The 12,714-nt window shown below is 52.9% G+C and carries 10 protein-coding genes and 2 tRNA genes; 7 read left to right on the top strand and 5 right to left on the bottom strand.

What is annotated here, in order from left to right:
• Positions 1-15: 15 nt before the first annotated feature.
• Both DFR47_RS21725 and DFR47_RS06090 read right to left on the bottom strand, forming a co-directional pair.
• The gene (locus DFR47_RS21725; protein ID WP_170137452.1) at positions 16-186 is read right to left on the bottom strand and encodes a hypothetical protein; all 171 of its coding nucleotides are present in this window, start codon (positions 184-186) and stop codon (positions 16-18) included.
• Entirely contained in the window at positions 183-413 is a 231-nt protein-coding gene (locus tag DFR47_RS06090; RefSeq protein ID WP_113943505.1) for a hypothetical protein, read from the bottom strand. The genes DFR47_RS21725 and DFR47_RS06090 overlap by 4 nt, the downstream gene beginning before the upstream one ends.
• Before the next feature lie 449 nt (positions 414-862).
• Here DFR47_RS06090 and DFR47_RS06085 point away from each other — a divergent pair, with 449 nt between their 5' ends.
• From DFR47_RS06085 to DFR47_RS06075, 3 genes are read left to right on the top strand one after another with little or no spacing between them, the layout of a single operon-like run.
• A complete protein-coding gene (locus DFR47_RS06085; RefSeq protein ID WP_374788331.1) occupies positions 863-1,597 on the top strand; it encodes an MgtC/SapB family protein in 735 nt (244 codons plus the stop codon).
• Positions 1,598-1,606: 9 nt separating this feature from the next.
• Positions 1,607-2,716, top strand: coding sequence for a sensor histidine kinase (locus DFR47_RS06080; RefSeq protein WP_245416468.1), 1,110 nt, complete (start codon positions 1,607-1,609; stop codon positions 2,714-2,716).
• Entirely contained in the window at positions 2,713-3,351 is a 639-nt protein-coding gene (locus DFR47_RS06075; protein ID WP_113943504.1) for a response regulator transcription factor, read from the top strand. The genes DFR47_RS06080 and DFR47_RS06075 overlap by 4 nt, the downstream gene beginning before the upstream one ends.
• A gap of 91 nt (positions 3,352-3,442) precedes the next feature.
• Here DFR47_RS06075 and DFR47_RS06070 read toward each other — a convergent pair.
• The 3 genes from DFR47_RS06070 to DFR47_RS06060 all read right to left on the bottom strand — a co-directional run bounded on the left by DFR47_RS06070 (position 3,443) and on the right by DFR47_RS06060 (position 5,567).
• Positions 3,443-3,519, bottom strand: a tRNA-Arg gene (locus DFR47_RS06070).
• An 82-nt stretch (positions 3,520-3,601) separates the two neighbouring features.
• Positions 3,602-3,678, bottom strand: a tRNA-Arg gene (locus tag DFR47_RS06065).
• Between the two features lie 188 nt (positions 3,679-3,866).
• Positions 3,867-5,567: a sensor histidine kinase gene (locus tag DFR47_RS06060; RefSeq protein WP_170137451.1), complete on the bottom strand. Its 1,701-nt coding sequence runs from the start codon at positions 5,565-5,567 to the stop codon at positions 3,867-3,869.
• A 340-nt stretch (positions 5,568-5,907) separates the two neighbouring features.
• Here DFR47_RS06060 and DFR47_RS06055 point away from each other — a divergent pair, with 340 nt between their 5' ends.
• From DFR47_RS06055 to DFR47_RS06040, 4 genes are all read left to right on the top strand, one after another.
• Complete coding sequence (locus DFR47_RS06055) at positions 5,908-7,071, top strand: carbohydrate kinase (RefSeq protein WP_245416467.1); 1,164 nt, start codon at positions 5,908-5,910, stop codon at positions 7,069-7,071.
• Positions 7,072-7,135: 64 nt separating this feature from the next.
• Positions 7,136-8,053 (top strand): pseudouridine-5'-phosphate glycosidase, encoded by a 918-nt coding sequence (locus DFR47_RS06050; protein WP_113943502.1) that lies wholly within the window; start codon positions 7,136-7,138, stop codon positions 8,051-8,053.
• Between the two features lie 294 nt (positions 8,054-8,347).
• Positions 8,348-9,493, top strand: coding sequence for an efflux RND transporter periplasmic adaptor subunit (locus DFR47_RS06045; protein ID WP_113943501.1), 1,146 nt, complete (start codon positions 8,348-8,350; stop codon positions 9,491-9,493).
• Positions 9,494-9,495: 2 nt separating this feature from the next.
• Positions 9,496-12,714, top strand: coding sequence for an efflux RND transporter permease subunit (locus DFR47_RS06040; RefSeq protein ID WP_113943500.1), 3,219 nt, complete (start codon positions 9,496-9,498; stop codon positions 12,712-12,714).

Below are 12,714 nucleotides of genomic sequence, written 5' to 3'. Positions count from 1 at the left end.
GCACACAGCCACCGACTACTGTCGTCGTCCATAGTTCTCTCCGTTATCAAGGGGCAGTTCTTCTGCAGTCTGGGTTTTGAGTAATGGCTCATAAAAACCTGCTTTGGCCTGCACACGGATAAAGCTGACGGCAAGCATCAGCAGCGTGAAGCCGAAGACCATGAGAACATCAAAGAGAACACTCATGACTGTGCTCCGCCTGTTGCTGCAGACCAGATACATTCCAGTTTGCGGTTTTGCGGATTACGCACCCAGCGGGCAACCGGCCGGTTACCGCCGTCAGCGATGACGGCAACAACATCCGGCCCGTCAGCCAGTTTTGGCAGGCGTGAGGAACGGACAAAACGACGTGTATCGCCATTGAGCGGGGATGCGCACAGAATTTGCGCCATGTTGAGAATTGGATAGGTCATGTTTCACCTCATTAGCCGCAACGGCACGGGTGAAACCTGCAAAGGCTCAGTCCGGTTGCTGCTGCGGCTTGGTTTGTTGACTACTGTCGCTTGGCATTTAGGAACGCGATCCTTGCGGGTGCATCCTGAATATTCAGGAAGAATGCACGTGAGATGTGGTTTCAGAGCCCCTGTCTGAATTTCATCAGAGCAGGCGCTGAAGCCGGTGACTGAACAGTTGAACTGTCCTGACCTGTGTTTAAAACAGATGGTCTGTCGCCTCAACTATGAACAAAGACTGTTTTAATATGATTAGGTGTTATGCGGATATACTAAAGTATATTCTCAGAGGTTAAGCTTGTTTTACGCAGCAAAAAGAGACAGGAACAGCCAGCATTGCACGATTTTTATTGTATTAGAAAATCTTCATATCGTTGCGAAATAAAGCTGCTATCGGAATACAGACGAAAATGGCAGGGCAGATTATGGTTTCAGTTGAAAGTCTCTTACATACATTTACAGCACTGGCAGCAGCTTTTGTGCTAGGCGGTATTATCGGGTTTGAGCGGCAATGGCGTCAACGTCTTGCGGGGTTGCGCACCAATACGCTGGTCGCGGTGGGTGCGGCGACCTTTGTTTTGTTTGCCTCATTGGTTGATGGTGATACCAGTCCGACCCGTGTGGCAGCGCAGATTGTTTCCGGTATTGGTTTTCTGGGCGCAGGGATTATCTTCAAAGAAGGTTTTAACGTCCGCGGGCTGAATACGGCTGCAACACTATGGTGCTCTGCGGCTGTCGGCGTGATGTGCGGCGCTGGCTTCTATCTTCATGCGGCCATTGCCACGTTGTTTATTATCAGTGTGAACCTGTTTTTGCGTCCGCTGGTGCATCTGATTGACCGGCAACCGGCAAGCGGGTCAGAATTTGACAGCCGCTATGCAGTGAGCATTGTTTGTATGGGCGATGCGGAGGCGCATGTGCGCTCGCTGTTGCTGCGCGATCTTGGTACGGTTCTGCATATTCAGGATCTTGAAAGCACCAATATTGAGGATAGCAACCGCGTTGAGGTGAATGCGCTGTTTCGCGCTGATAATAATCAGGATCCGTTGCTGGAGCAGATTATCGGCCGCTTAAGTCTGGAGCCGCTGGTGACTTCGGTGCGCTGGCGTTATGTTACATCCGATGACGGCGATAAAGATTATTGAAAGTGCATAATGCAGACAGATAAGCAGCCTTTTGGAGACCGGATCAAATCGGCACTTTCTGTGCCGATGATGCTGGAAGGTGCCAGTTTCTGGCAGCTTCTGGCTGGTCTTGCGCTGATTATCGCAATTTTTATTGCGGATACGGTGACAGATCTCGAGATTGCGGCGGCTGTCTTCTATGTGGCTGTGGTGTTGCTGGCCGTGCGCCTGTTACAGCCTAAGGCGGTGATCGCCACTGCGCTGCTTTGTGTGCTGATGACGATTGTCAGCTATTTTCTGACATTGAGCGGCTCGCCGGAGTCAGGGGTCGTCAACGGCTTTATCAGCGTTGCGGCGATTGCCGTCACAACATGGCTGGCTTTACAAATCCGCAATGCACAGCAGGCCGCAGAAGAAGCGCGTAAACAAATGGCGCAAATGGCGCGGGTGATGACACTCGGCGAATTGACAGCGTCCATCGCGCATGAGGTCAATCAGCCATTGGCAGCTGTCACCACCAGTGCGGCGGCATGCACGCGCTGGCTGGCGACTGAGCCGCCGAATATTGAAAAAGCGCGGCAAGCCGCTGAGCGGATCAGCAAAGATGCAACGCGTGCTGCGGAAGTGGTGGGGCGTGTGCGTGCTTTGGTGCAGCGTCAGCCTGCTGCGCGTGAAGATATCCGTATGAACAATCTGATACTGGACGTGCTGGCACTGGTGCGCGGTGATCTGGAACGCTGGCGGGTGAGTATCCGGCTCGATCTCGATGAGGCTTTGCCGGTGATACAAGGCGACAGGATTGAGATTGAGCAGGTGCTGCTCAACCTGTTCAGCAATGCGGTGGAGGCGGTGCGGGACAGTAAGCGCGTGGAGCCGCGTGAGATCATGATCCTGTCGCGTGGTGAGCCGGATGGTTCTGTTCGCGTGGCGGTGTCTGATACCGGCGAGGGGGTGCCCGCAGAGCGGCTGAAAACCATGTTCGATGCGTTTTATACCACCAAATCAGGCGGTATCGGTATTGGTCTGGCGATCAGCCGGAGTATTATCGAGGCGCATCAGGGGGCTATCCGTGCCTATCCCCGTCACCCGCACGGTCTTGTTGTAGAATTCACATTAAATGGCAGCGGAACAAAAGCATGAAACAGCCGGTCAGTGATACTCATAATACAGAAGAACCGGTCGTTTATATTATTGATGATGACCAGTCTTTGCGGGAGGCCATTGAAGATCTTCTGAACTCTGTGGGTCGGCAAGCGCAGTCCTTTGCATCTGTGCAGGCTTTTCTGGACACAGAACGTCATGATGCTCCGGCGTGTCTGGTGTTGGATATCCGTATGCCCGGCATGAGCGGGCTGGATTTTCATCGTGAGATGGACAAGTGGGATGTGCAGTTACCGGTTATTTTTATCACCGGTCATGGCGATATTCCGATGTCCGTGCAGGCGATGAAGCAGGGTGCTGTTGAGTTTCTGACCAAGCCGTTCCGCGAGCAGGATTTGCTGGATGCAATCCATCAGGCCATTGAACTCGACCGTAAAAACCGTATCGCCCGCAACAGCCTGAAATCACTGAAAGATCATTATGCCGGCCTGAGTGATGGTGAGCGTGACGTGGTTACTCATGTGGTTGCAGGCCTGCTTAATAAACAGATTGCTGCGGAGCTTGGTATCAGCGAAATTACGGTGAAAGTACGCCGTGCACAGGCAATGCGCAAAATGCAGGCTGCATCTTTACCCGAGCTGGTGCGGATGATGCAGCAGTTGCAGGAAACTTGAATGATGAGAGAATATGACACTGCCAAAAGCTTTGCTTTTGAAGGTGTTCTTTGTTCATTTCAGGAAAATATTATCTCAGTGAGAGAAGGAATGGCGCACCCGAAAGGATTCGAACCTCTGACCCCCAGATTCGTAGTCTGGTGCTCTATCCAGCTGAGCTACGGGTGCTTGCCTAGAGTGCTTCGTTTGGTACGGCACTCTCTTAAGAACTTTATTTCGTATTAAAATAAAATCTTATCAAAGTAGAAAATGGCGCACCCGAAAGGATTCGAACCTCTGACCCCCAGATTCGTAGTCTGGTGCTCTATCCAGCTGAGCTACGGGTGCATGCCCTAGAACCGCGCCGTTTCCGTGCGGTATGCGCTCTCTAAAGGGTTCTGTTTGGCATTGCAAGGGTTTGTAACGGAAAACTTTCAAAAATTTGTATTTTTTTTGAAGCGTGGGGATAAAAACAAGAAAACCACGCGATTGCGTGGCTTTCTCGGCAGTGTTTTCCGTGCAGCGCGTTGAAATAATTACACCATATTGCGTTGGCTGCGCTGCATTTGCGGCGGATAGGCCGGCATATCGGGGATGCGAATCTCGAATAAAGCGCCTTCCGTGTAGTCTTCGCGCAATTCGATGGTGCCGCCATGGGCGCGCACCAGTTCCTGAGCAATCACCAGCCCCAAGCCGGTACCGTCGCTGCGGGTAGACCCGCGAAACGCGGTAAAGAGATTATCCCGCGCTTTTTTCGGTAAACCGGGTCCGGTATCGGCAACGGCGATGCAGCATTGATTGCCCATGCGCCATGCGGAAATGGTCAGGCTTTTCTCGGTTTCCGGCGCGGTATTGTGTGTACTCATCGCCTGCACGGCATTACGGCAGAGATTATTCAGCACACGCAGCATCTGTTCTTTGTCGATATAGGCTTCAAAATCGACCGGAATCATATTGCGGAAGGTGATCTCCACATTCGGCGGAATCACCAGCATGTCTTCGACTTCATGCAGCAGCGGGCGCAACAGACGTTGCTGACGCACCGGAACCGCTTCCTGCGTGCGGCCATAGGCGATTACTGTCTCTGAATAGGTGATGGCGCGGTTGAGTGTCCGGATCAGCTTTGGCGAAAAGCGCTGTACGACCGGATCCTGTGTATCGGCCAGACTGTCGGACATCAGCTGTGCTGATGCCAGAATATTGCGCATGTCATGATTGATCTTGGAGACTGCGAGGCCAAGATCTGCCAGATGTTTGCGCTCATGAAACAAATGCTGAAGATGGGTTTGCATTTGTGCCAGCCGGTTTTGGGCATAGCCAAGCTCATCTTTACGGCAGGAGGCGTCAATAATCAGGGTCGGATCTTCGGGCTTCTGGCCGAAGGCAAACATATTGCTGTACATATGGCCGACAGGGCGTAGCAGCAGACGGTGAATGATGAAATAGATCAGCGCTGCCGCAATCAGCGAGATCAGCAGAGAAATCGTGGCAATAATGCGCGAGTTCTGGATCAGCCGGTCATGTAAGGCGGTGTCATACATCACGATATCGACTGTTGTCCCGGTATAGTCCGGCGGGCCGGAAATCTGCATGACCTTCTTGCCGCCGCTGATCAGTGTCTGCAATGCGCCGAGAAAATCACTCAGCGGTGTTGCCGTTGTCAGATCAATATATTCGCTCACCGGCGGTGTTACCGGTGATGAAGCAAGAACACGGCTGGTGCCGTTGCGCGTCACTGTAATGCTTTCTGCACCGCTGGAGCGCAGCAATTGATCCTGAACCTGCGGTTCAAGCGTGGCACCGGGGTTGCTGTCGAGCAAAAGCAGGCTCGATGTCGCAATCATATTATGTTTGGTGGTCAGCCATTGCGTGCGCATATTGGCGATCGACGGTACAAGAATGATGACTTCCGCAATCAGCACGGCCAGAATGATCATCAGCAATAATTTGCTGGACAGCCGGTGGCGTAACGGGACGTACCAGTCATCTTTATCGTGCGGCGGGAAGTCGGGCTGATTATCTGCATAGACCGGCGGGACCGTGCTGCCGCCAAGTGGTGTTGCGGAAGCGAGGGTTGTTACCGGTGCCTGCGGAGTGGGGAGTATTTCGGATGGCGTGACAGGACTGTCAGTCTGGTCAGAATTGATAAGCTGCAATTTTTCAGCACGCTGTTTCTCTGATTCTGCAGATGCAGTGTCGGCAGGCCTTTGAAAATCCTTGTTTTTCATAAAGGTCATTTTATCCATCCGTCAGGCTGACAGGTCTCTCCCTGTCCCCCGTTTCCACCCACGGACCCGATCAGGTCACGGACTGTCAAGTTGCATATCTATGCCTGACTGCCAGCCTGTCCCCACAAAGGCTAAAATCCTGCAAAGCATTAATATAAGCGCTTTGATGCAGGATTTCAAATTTCCGTGTGCGCTTTATTGAAAAAGTGATTTTTCTGAATTTGAGTGTGAGCAATCGTACCTTAAACAGAGTTTAAAACAGTTGTTTAAAATAAAACAAATGTTTTGATTGTTGTAAATTGCTGTGCTAGAAGGCTCACTCCCGCAAAGATTGATACGGAGAATAGCAATGGTGCAGAGTGATCAGGATGTGAACCCGACAGCAAAAGCCGGAACACAAAGCTTGCAGGATCTCTCGGCACAGGAACGTGCTGTTCTGGATATGATTATTGCCAATCCGTTTGTCGGTCAGCAGCAGATTGCCGATGCTTTAGGTTTGGCGCGCTCAACTGTTGCTGCACATATTGTGCAACTGACCCAGAAGGGCTTTGTACTGGGGCGCGGCTATTATCTGCCGGTGAGCAAGCGTATCGTTTGTATCGGCGGTGCGGTTTTTGACCGTAAATATCATGCACATGCCCCTCTGATCAGTGAGACATCCAATCCGGTCAGCGGTTATCGCAGCCATGGCGGTGTTGCGCGCAATGTTACGGAAAATCTGGCACGTTTGGGTGTGAATATCGGTTTTGTCTCCATTCTCGGCGATGACGAAACCGGTCGTGCTATTCTCGATAATCTGCGCCTGCTTGGTGTTGATGTCAGCCGCGCGATTGTCACTAATGAGGCACCGACCGCTGAATATGCTGCAATTCTGGGGCCTGATAATGAACTGGCACTCGGTATTGCTGACATGGGCATTTTCGATCTGCTGAAGCCGGAGATGTTAGAAACGGTCTGGCCGCAGCTGGCTTCGGCTGACTGGGTCTTTGCCGATTGCAATCTGCCGCAGGCAACCTTGGAAGCCTTGCTGGCGAAAAAATCCGGTAGCCGTTTCCGTTTAGCCGTTGATACGGTTTCCGCGCCGAAAGCACTGCGTCTGCCGCAGGATCTCAGCGGCGTAGACCTGTTGTTCCTCAATCTTGATGAAGCGCATAGTCTGTTGCGTCATCCGGCGGGGACGCCTCGTCTTTCGGCAGATCAGGCGATCAGTGCGCTGCGTGAGCGCGGTGTGGCTAAGATCGTGATGACAATGGGTGCTGCCGGTGTTCATATCGGTGATGAAAACGGTATCCGTCATATTGCTAGTGTGCCTGCACAGCCGGTGGATATTACCGGTGCAGGTGACGCATTGATCTCCGGCACGCTCTATTGCCTGCTTGACCAGAAACCATTGCCGGAAGCGGTACGCACCGGCACATTGCTGGCAACATTGACAACCGAAAGCGACGCCAGTGTGCATCCGGATTTATCCGCACAATTCCTGGAAGCACACCGCCACCGTATAAGCGAATAATCAAAAAGCTATCGCGTAAGCGAATGATTTTAAGACATAACCTCCCTCAGAAAGGCTGCTCCTTATGACCAGTTTGACCATGCATTTCAGCGACGAAGTCCGTAACGCCCTTGATAAAGGTGCGCCTGTTGTTGCTCTTGAATCCACAATCATCACTCACGGTATGCCTTTCCCGCAGAATTTGGAAATGGCACGCAAGGTTGAAGATGTGATCCGTGCAAACGGTGCTGTACCGGCAACGATTGCGGTGCTGAAGGGCGAAATTCACGTTGGTCTCGGCGATGCGCAGCTGGAACAGCTGGCACAGACAACCGATGCCGTTAAAACATCGAGCCGTGATCTGGCCGCAGATATGGTGCAGGGTCTGACTGCCGGTACCACTGTTTCGGCAACCATGCGTATTGCTGCGCTTGCCGGTATTGAAATTTTCGCCACTGGCGGCGTTGGCGGTGTGCATCGCGGTGCGGAAGACAGCTTTGATATTTCCGCTGATCTGAACGAACTGGGTATGACCAATACCACTGTCGTTTGCGCCGGTGTAAAATCCATTCTCGATATTCCTAAAACCCTTGAATATCTGGAAACCCAGCGCGTGCCGATCATTGCTCATGGCAGCGACGATTTTCCGGCATTCTTCACCCGTTCAAGCGGTTGTAAAGCTGATCACCGTCTGAACAGCGCCGAAGAGATTGCAAAAGCAATGGCACTTCATCATGCACTTGGTTCCGGCACCGGTATTCTGATTGCAAATCCGATCCCTGAAGAAGATGCACTGACACCGGAATTCATTAACGGCACAATTGAAGCTGCTGTTAAAGAGGCTGCTGATCAGGGCGTTGGCGGTAAGGATGTGACACCATTCCTGCTCGCCCGCATCAATGAATTGTCGGAAGGCCGCAGCCTCAAAGCCAATATTGCGCTGGTGCTGAATAATGCCAAGCTGGCAGCACGTATGGCTGTTGCCTATAAGGCGCTCGTATAAAATATAATTACGTTCCTTATAAAAACGGGCGGAAACATCATGTTTCCGCCCGTTTTGCTTTGTCAGATGGTGGTCATGTTTAAGTATTATTAACCATATCGGCGCATGTCAGAGCCAATAGAGCGGTTTAAAATCCGGTAAATGCCGGTTTTATAGGGTTTCGGGCGCTTCGTCACAGCAGGATTACAGAAATTTAATTAGACCTGCGGGCGCAGATTACGCATTTTAAGGGCATGATAGTGTGAGCCTGCGACTGCGGGCAATAAACTCAGGTTGCGGCAAGATCGGGATAGAATGAAAAACTGGAAACAGATTGCGGTTTGTGTGGTCGTCGCTGCCGCCGCCTTCGGGGGCTGGAGCTGGTATAATGCTGAGCGCACAGGCACAGCAACGGGAACAGCACCGGTTGCCGGAGCCAATAGCGGCGGACGCAGTGCACCATTGGTTATGACCAAGCCTGCACAGAAGCAGATCGTCAACGACAAGCTCAGTGCGATCGGCAGCGGTGTGGCGCTGAATACTGTTGCGCTGATGCCTTATTCCAGCGGAACGATCCGTCAGTTTCTGGTCAGCGCCGGCAGTGTGGTGAAAAAAGGCCAGATCATTGCCGAGCTGGATGCGGAAAACGAGCAGATTGCAGTCGAAAAAGCACAGGTTCTGCTGAAAGATGCGGAAATTACGCAAAAACGTATGACGACCTTGCGGGCTTCCAATACGGCAACACAGGTGCAGGTGGTTGCCGCTGATCTCGCTCTTGCCAATGCAAAACTTGCGGTGAAGGATGCCGAACTGGCATTGAGCCGCCGCTCTGTTGAAGCGCCGATTGCCGGTATTGTCGGTATTCTGCCGGTGGATGCCGGTAATTATGTCACGTCCTCAACCACCATTGCGACGATTGATGACCGTTCAAAATTGCTGATTGATATCTGGGTGCCGGAGCGTTTTGCACCGCAATTACGCATCGGTCAGGCTGTGAGCGCTGTGCCGACTGCCTTGCCGGGCAAGAGTTTTCAGGGACAGATCAGTGCACTGGATAATATGATTGATGCGGCGAGCCGTACCATGCGGGTGCGTGCCGAAATCACCAATCCGAGTGATGTGTTGCGTTCAGGCATGTCCTTTACTGTGACGATCCTGTTTCCGGGCGATCAGTATTTGGCAGTTGATCCTTTGTCAGTGCAGTGGGACGGTGATGGTTCCTATGTCTGGCGTATCGGCTCGGATGGTATGGCCGAGCGTGTTGCTATCCGTATCATTCAGCGCAATGCCAGTTCTGTGCTGGTGGACAGTGAACTTGCCGAGGGTGACGTGATTGTAACCGAAGGCGTGCAGAATGTGCGTGAAGGCGGCAGTGTCACGATCAAAGGGCAGAAGACAGATAATTCTGCCAGCCCGACCGCACCGGCAACGGCACAGGCCAATAATAAACGGGCGGGATGACTATGGCTTCCGATACATCATCTGCCGGTCAAAATAACCTGCCGGAGCAGGATAAAGAACCTCTGATTGCGAAAACTGCAGAAGCTGAAGCGCAGAACAATCCGCAAAACGGTGGCTTTACTGCGCTGTTTATCCGGCGTCCGGTCTTTGCTTTTGTGCTTAACGTGCTGATTGTTGTGGCAGGTCTTGCCGCGCTGACCGGTGTGGATATCCGCGAATTGCCGGATGTTGACCGTCCGGTTATTTCGATCAGTACAACCTTTACCGGTGCATCGGCTGAAACGGTTGACCGCGAGGTTACGCAGGTTCTGGAAAACGAAGTCGCACGTGTTTCCGGCGTGAAGAATATTTCCTCAACCTCCTCATTCGGCCGCAGCCGTGTGACGGTTGAATTTAATGACGGCGTCGACATCAACGTGGCTGCCGCTGATATGCGCGACTCGATCTCGCGTGTGGCCAACCAGATGCCGGAAGAGGCAGATGCCTCGCGTATCATCAAAGCGGATTCCAATGCCGATGCGGTGATGCGTCTGGCGATTGCGTCTGAAACGCTCAGCGTTGATGATATGACGGTGATTGTTGAAGATCAGATCGTCGATGTGCTGTCCGCCGTTCCCGGTGTTGCCGATGTTGAAACCTATGGCGACCGCGATAAGATTTTCCGTATTGATATCGATCATAAGCGCCTTGCCAGCTACGGCCTGACCTTTGCTGATGTCAGTTCTGCATTGGCTTCGATGGCGCTGGATCAGCCTGCCGGATCGCTGCGCAGTGCTTCGCAGGCAATTGTTGTACGTGCCACGGCCTCCGTTGCATCACCGGCAGATTTTGAGAACATTATCATCAAGGGGCAAACCCGTATCCGTGATGTAGCCAATGTCACGCTCGGACCGGATATTGAAAGCTCTGCGGTACTGAATAATGGCCGCAACAGTATCGGTCTTGGTATTATCCGTCAGGCACAGTCGAATACGCTGGATATTTCTGACGGTGTCCGTGCGGAAGTGGAGCGCCTCAACAAGACATTGCCGGAAGGCATGACTATGCGTGTGACCAGTGATGATGCGAATTTCATCAGGGGCGCGATGCATGAGGTACAGATTGCGCTGATTGCAGCCATTCTGATCGTTATTGCTGTGATCTATATGTTCCTGCGCGATATCCGCGCGACATTGATCCCGACTGTTTCCATTCCGGTGGCGCTGGTTGGTACGGTTGCTGCAATTTATCTGGCAGGCTTTTCTATCAATATTCTGACGCTTCTGGCGTTGGTTCTGGCAACCGGTCTGGTGGTGGATGACGCCATTGTGGTGCTGGAGAATATTGTTCGCCGCCGCGCAATGGGGCTGGGGCCGCGCGCAGCTGCTGTGCTTGGCACGAAGGAAGTGTTCTTCGCGGTGATTGCCACAACTCTGACACTGGTTGCAGTGTTTGTACCGATCTCTTTCCTGCCGGGGCAGGCGGGTGGTCTGTTCCGCGAATTCGGTTTCGTGCTGGCGATTGCGGTATTGCTGTCCGGCGTGGTGGCGCTGACATTGTGCCCGATGCTGGCTTCCCGCTTTATGACCGGCGAGGTCAAAGATCACGGTGCGCCCACAGATAAACCACAGGGTATTGTCGGCCGCATCAGCATGGGACTGGCAAAATTCTATCGTAGCAGTTTGCACTGGTGTCTGAATGCGCCATGGATTGTGGTTGCTGCTGCACTTGTCTTCGCGTTTCTCTCGCTGAGTGCCTATACGACCTTGCGTCAGGAACTGACACCAAACGAAGACCGCTCCTCCGTGATGCTGCGTATTTCGGGGCCGCAAGGCATCAGTATTGATTTCCTGCGTTCGCAGCTTGAGCAGATTGATGAACGTCTGAAACCATTGCGCGACAATGGCGAGATCATCAATTCCTATGCGATTGCCGGTTCCGGCGGTGCTTCCAATAATGGTTTTATGGTGCTGACACTGGCGCCATGGAGTGAGCGTGAGCGCAAGCAGCAGGATATCGTCAACGACATCAATCAGCGTTTGCGTCCGATTACCGGTGTGCGTGCCTTTACCTTGCAGTCAAACAGTCTGGGTATTCGCGGTGCGGGTAACGGTTTGCAGTTCACACTGGTCGGCAATGATTATGCAACGATCCAGCCGGTAACCCGTGCGCTGCTGACCGAGATGGAAAAAGATCCGCGTTTCATGCAGCCGCGCTTGTCGGTGGATGCAACGCAGCCGCAGCTATCGGTGCAGATCGACCGTGAACGCGCATCCGATCTTGGTATTGATATTACCGGTCTGGCCAATGCGGTGCAGTCGGTGCTGGATGGTCGTAAGATTGGTGCGGTTTATATCGGTGACCGTTCCTATGATGTGAAAATGATGGCGACTTCCAATCCGATCAATGATCCGACGGATTTGGAAAATGTTTTCATGCGTACCGGTGACGGCCGCTATGTTTCGATGGCAACGATTGCTTCGGTGCGTGAAATTGCTGTGCCGCCGCAATTGGCGCGTGAGCAGCGTCTGCGCTCCATTGCGATTACCTCCAATCTGCGCAGTGATTTCGCTCTGGGCGATGCTTATAAAACCGTGCAGGAACTGGCAGCACCGCTGCTGCCTGCGGGTGTACAAATGGTGCCGCTTGCAGAAGCCGCCACACTGGGCGAAACCTCGACCGGTTTGTTCATGGTGTTCGGTTTTGCGGTGGTGATCATTCTGCTGGTACTGGCCGCGCAGTTTGAGAGTTTCGTCAGTGCGCTGATCGTTATGGCGACCGTGCCGCTGGGGCTTGGCTGTGCTATCGTGGCGCTGATCCTTACCGGCACCAGTCTCAATGTTTACAGTCAGATCGGGTTGGTACTGCTGGTCGGCATTATGGCGAAGAACGGTATTCTGATTGTGGAGTTCGCCGATCAGTTGCGCGACCGTGGCCTGTCTTTGCGGGAGGCCGTGGAAGAAGCATCGAATATTCGTCTGCGTCCTGTCTGTATGACAATGATCTGTGCGGTGCTCGGCGGTATTCCGCTGGTGATTGCAACCGGTGCCGGTGCGGAAGCCCGTATCGCACTGGGCTGGATTATCGTTGGCGGCCTTGGTCTGGCAACCATTGCCACGCTTTATGTGACACCGGTGGCCTATCTGCTGCTCGGCCGTTTCACAAAGCCGAAAAGCGATGAGGAAAAACGCCTCGACCGTGAGCTGGCTCATGCGGCTACGCTGGAGATGAAGCCGGAATAA

The sequence above is a fragment of the Pseudochrobactrum asaccharolyticum genome, from assembly GCF_003314995.1.
In the GTDB taxonomy this organism is placed as follows: Bacteria; Pseudomonadota; Alphaproteobacteria; order Rhizobiales; family Rhizobiaceae; genus Pseudochrobactrum; species Pseudochrobactrum asaccharolyticum.
Note: the sequence above shows the minus strand (reverse complement) of the source record. Positions and strands in the feature narration are given on the sequence as shown.

Excerpts from the sequence above, each read along its gene's own strand:
- DFR47_RS21725 (WP_170137452.1), bottom strand. The coding sequence starts at position 186 with ATGAGTGTTCTCTTTGATGTTCTCATGGTCTTCGGCTTCACGCTGCTG.
- DFR47_RS06050 (WP_113943502.1), top strand. The coding sequence starts at position 7,136 with ATGACCAGTTTGACCATGCATTTCAGCGACGAAGTCCGTAACGCCCTT.
- DFR47_RS06080 (WP_245416468.1), top strand. The coding sequence starts at position 1,607 with ATGCAGACAGATAAGCAGCCTTTTGGAGACCGGATCAAATCGGCACTT.
- DFR47_RS06075 (WP_113943504.1), top strand. The coding sequence starts at position 2,713 with ATGAAACAGCCGGTCAGTGATACTCATAATACAGAAGAACCGGTCGTT.
- DFR47_RS06090 (WP_113943505.1), bottom strand. The coding sequence starts at position 413 with ATGACCTATCCAATTCTCAACATGGCGCAAATTCTGTGCGCATCCCCG.
- DFR47_RS06085 (WP_374788331.1), top strand. The coding sequence starts at position 863 with ATGGCAGGGCAGATTATGGTTTCAGTTGAAAGTCTCTTACATACATTT.
- DFR47_RS06045 (WP_113943501.1), top strand. The coding sequence starts at position 8,348 with ATGAAAAACTGGAAACAGATTGCGGTTTGTGTGGTCGTCGCTGCCGCC.
- DFR47_RS06060 (WP_170137451.1), bottom strand. The coding sequence starts at position 5,567 with ATGACCTTTATGAAAAACAAGGATTTTCAAAGGCCTGCCGACACTGCA.
- DFR47_RS06055 (WP_245416467.1), top strand. The coding sequence starts at position 5,908 with ATGGTGCAGAGTGATCAGGATGTGAACCCGACAGCAAAAGCCGGAACA.
- DFR47_RS06040 (WP_113943500.1), top strand. The coding sequence starts at position 9,496 with ATGGCTTCCGATACATCATCTGCCGGTCAAAATAACCTGCCGGAGCAG.